The organism is uncultured Vibrio sp. (assembly GCF_947488985.1).
In the GTDB taxonomy this organism is placed as follows: domain Bacteria; phylum Pseudomonadota; class Gammaproteobacteria; order Enterobacterales; family Vibrionaceae; genus Vibrio.
In genome coordinates this window covers 1-1,910 of the sequence record NZ_CANLBV010000197.1, presented here as the reverse complement: position 1 = coordinate 1,910, position 1,910 = coordinate 1, and the positions used below count along the sequence as shown (strand labels likewise).

The 1,910-nt window shown below is 41.6% G+C and carries 2 protein-coding genes and 1 pseudogene; all 3 read right to left on the bottom strand.

Annotation, left to right across the window (positions count from 1 at the left end; translation table 11 throughout):
• Nucleotides 1-75 precede the first annotated feature (75 nt).
• The gene (gene tssJ, locus Q1A70_RS19690) at nucleotides 76-564 is read right to left on the bottom strand and encodes a type VI secretion system lipoprotein TssJ (RefSeq protein ID WP_299695650.1); all 489 of its coding nucleotides are present in this window, start codon (nucleotides 562-564) and stop codon (nucleotides 76-78) included.
• On the bottom strand, nucleotides 561-1,511 hold the full coding sequence (locus Q1A70_RS19685; protein WP_299695648.1) for an FHA domain-containing protein: 951 nt from the start codon (nucleotides 1,509-1,511) through the stop codon (nucleotides 561-563). Before Q1A70_RS19685 ends, tssJ begins: the two co-directional genes overlap by 4 nt.
• 3 nt (nucleotides 1,512-1,514) lie before the next feature.
• Nucleotides 1,515-1,838 (bottom strand): annotated as a pseudogene (locus Q1A70_RS19680) (ABC transporter substrate-binding protein); the annotation flags it as partial.
• Nucleotides 1,839-1,910: the final 72 nt, after the last annotated feature.

Genomic DNA, 1,910 nt, shown 5'->3' with positions numbered 1-1,910 from the left:
GTTTGGCGACTAAACCATATCACTTACTACCGTTTTTGTTTTTAGTTCCCGCTAATCCGCGATGAACCTTTTTTATTAAAAGATTTGCCACCAGCTCGAATCAGGCTGTATCACGACCAACTCTGCTTTCTTCCCTGTAATTGTTAACTCTAATGTTTGCTCCGGATCAGAAGGCATCATCAATACGGTTTTGGTCGTGCTGTTCTGGTAATCTGCGAATTCGACCAATGCTGCAATGTATTGAGTGTTCTTATTGATATCTAACGTCAGTTTTTGTTCTGAGCTCGGCAATACAATCGGTAAGACTTGTTTTGAAACTAGGTTGGCTGCCAATAACTGCAAGTCATTGTTGTATAAATCAATAAATGGCAGCTGCTTGAAAAGTTGTTTATCCGTGAGTTGATAAAGCCTAACCACTACAGGATTGGCTTGGTCGTCATTGTATTGGTTGACGGTCGCATCGGCTTTAACGGTCAGTGAGTACTGGGTGACAACGGCAACGGGCTCGGATGATGAACATGCCGTTACCAATACACAAAGTGACAACAGTATCAGGCGTTTCATTCTCGTTCCTCACCATGCTTTTGCATATTCTCCATAAATAACGCTTTGAATTGACGTCTGAAATCCCCGTTGTCTTGCCGGTGTTGAAAATGCTTTCTGTAGATCTTCCAATATTTTTTATCTTTATTGGTAAAAATACCGCTACTTACGTACTCACTAAACTGATTCTCAAGTTGCTTTGGTGCAAACTCATTTAAGAACTGATCAACCGTCTGTTCTAACGCGTCGAACAGTGCTTTTTGTTGCAGTTGTGGATTCTGTAAGTACTGTTGGTTTTTCTCGGTTAACGTAATGAGCTTGTCGATCGACTCTTCTATACGCGTATTGTTATCAACATTAACGGGTAAGTACTCTAGTTCAGCAGAAGAGAGGGCGTTGTTATCGCCATGAGCAATTTCGTCCACTTCAATGTTGGGTATCACTTTGTCTTCGTCTAAATCTTCAAAAGGGTCGGATGAAAAGGGGTCGTCACTCAATACGTTCTTCGAAGAGAAGTTTGAGGCTTTCTTAACGGTTGCGACTTGTGGTGCGTCATCTAAAAAGTCTGTGTCGCTGTCGTCCAGCTTTAAGTTGAAAGGTTCTATAAAAGTATCATCCTGTGTGATGTTATTGGTCACGATCACTTTTGGGTCACTTAATAGGCTCACTAACAGTGTGTAACCGCCCAGTTTGATGATGTCACCATCGGTAATGACGTACTCTTTCTCTTTTGCCAGTGACTTGTCGTTCAACGAAACGCCGTTGTTACTGGTGTCTTTAATCACGTAACCTTGATCTGTCGGGTAGAGCTGGCAGTGAGTTCTAGAGATCCATTTGGTTTGGTCTGGTAGCGCAATATCACATGACGGTGAACGACCCAAGCTTCCGCCACTTTCGGGCAGATACGTCACTCTAGAGGAAACCACCTCTTCAGCAGGTACAGAAATCATGTGGACACTGATCGACAATGGCTACTCCTTGCACTTGGATATGGCTGAGTTAAAACTGTCTAAGAAACCTGAGTAGGTGTTAAGGAATCGATTCGAAAAGTAGACTCCCATATCCTTGGTATCTAGGTTCGTAGAATTGAAGTAATCAAGTGGTAAAGAGGCTTTATCCAGTTCTCTTTTAAACACCAACTCATCTTCTAAAACAACATCAATTTCCCTTTGTTTTAAAAGCCTTAGTAATACTTTAGCATCTCGAGGCTGCTTAACGACGTTAAATCCATTACGTTTTAGCCAAAACCATTTGTTTGAGCCAAATTTGGCAGAAAAGTTGAGATTTAGCTTGGTTTTGTTGCTTAATTCAGATAGAAGACATGCCTGGTCCATAGTTGCCTAATTCTTAAACAATGCACTGAGTTT

Coding starts and splice junctions, on each gene's coding strand:
- tssJ (WP_299695650.1), bottom strand. CDS start 564: ATGAAACGCCTGATACTGTTGTCACTTTGTGTATTGGTAACGGCATGT.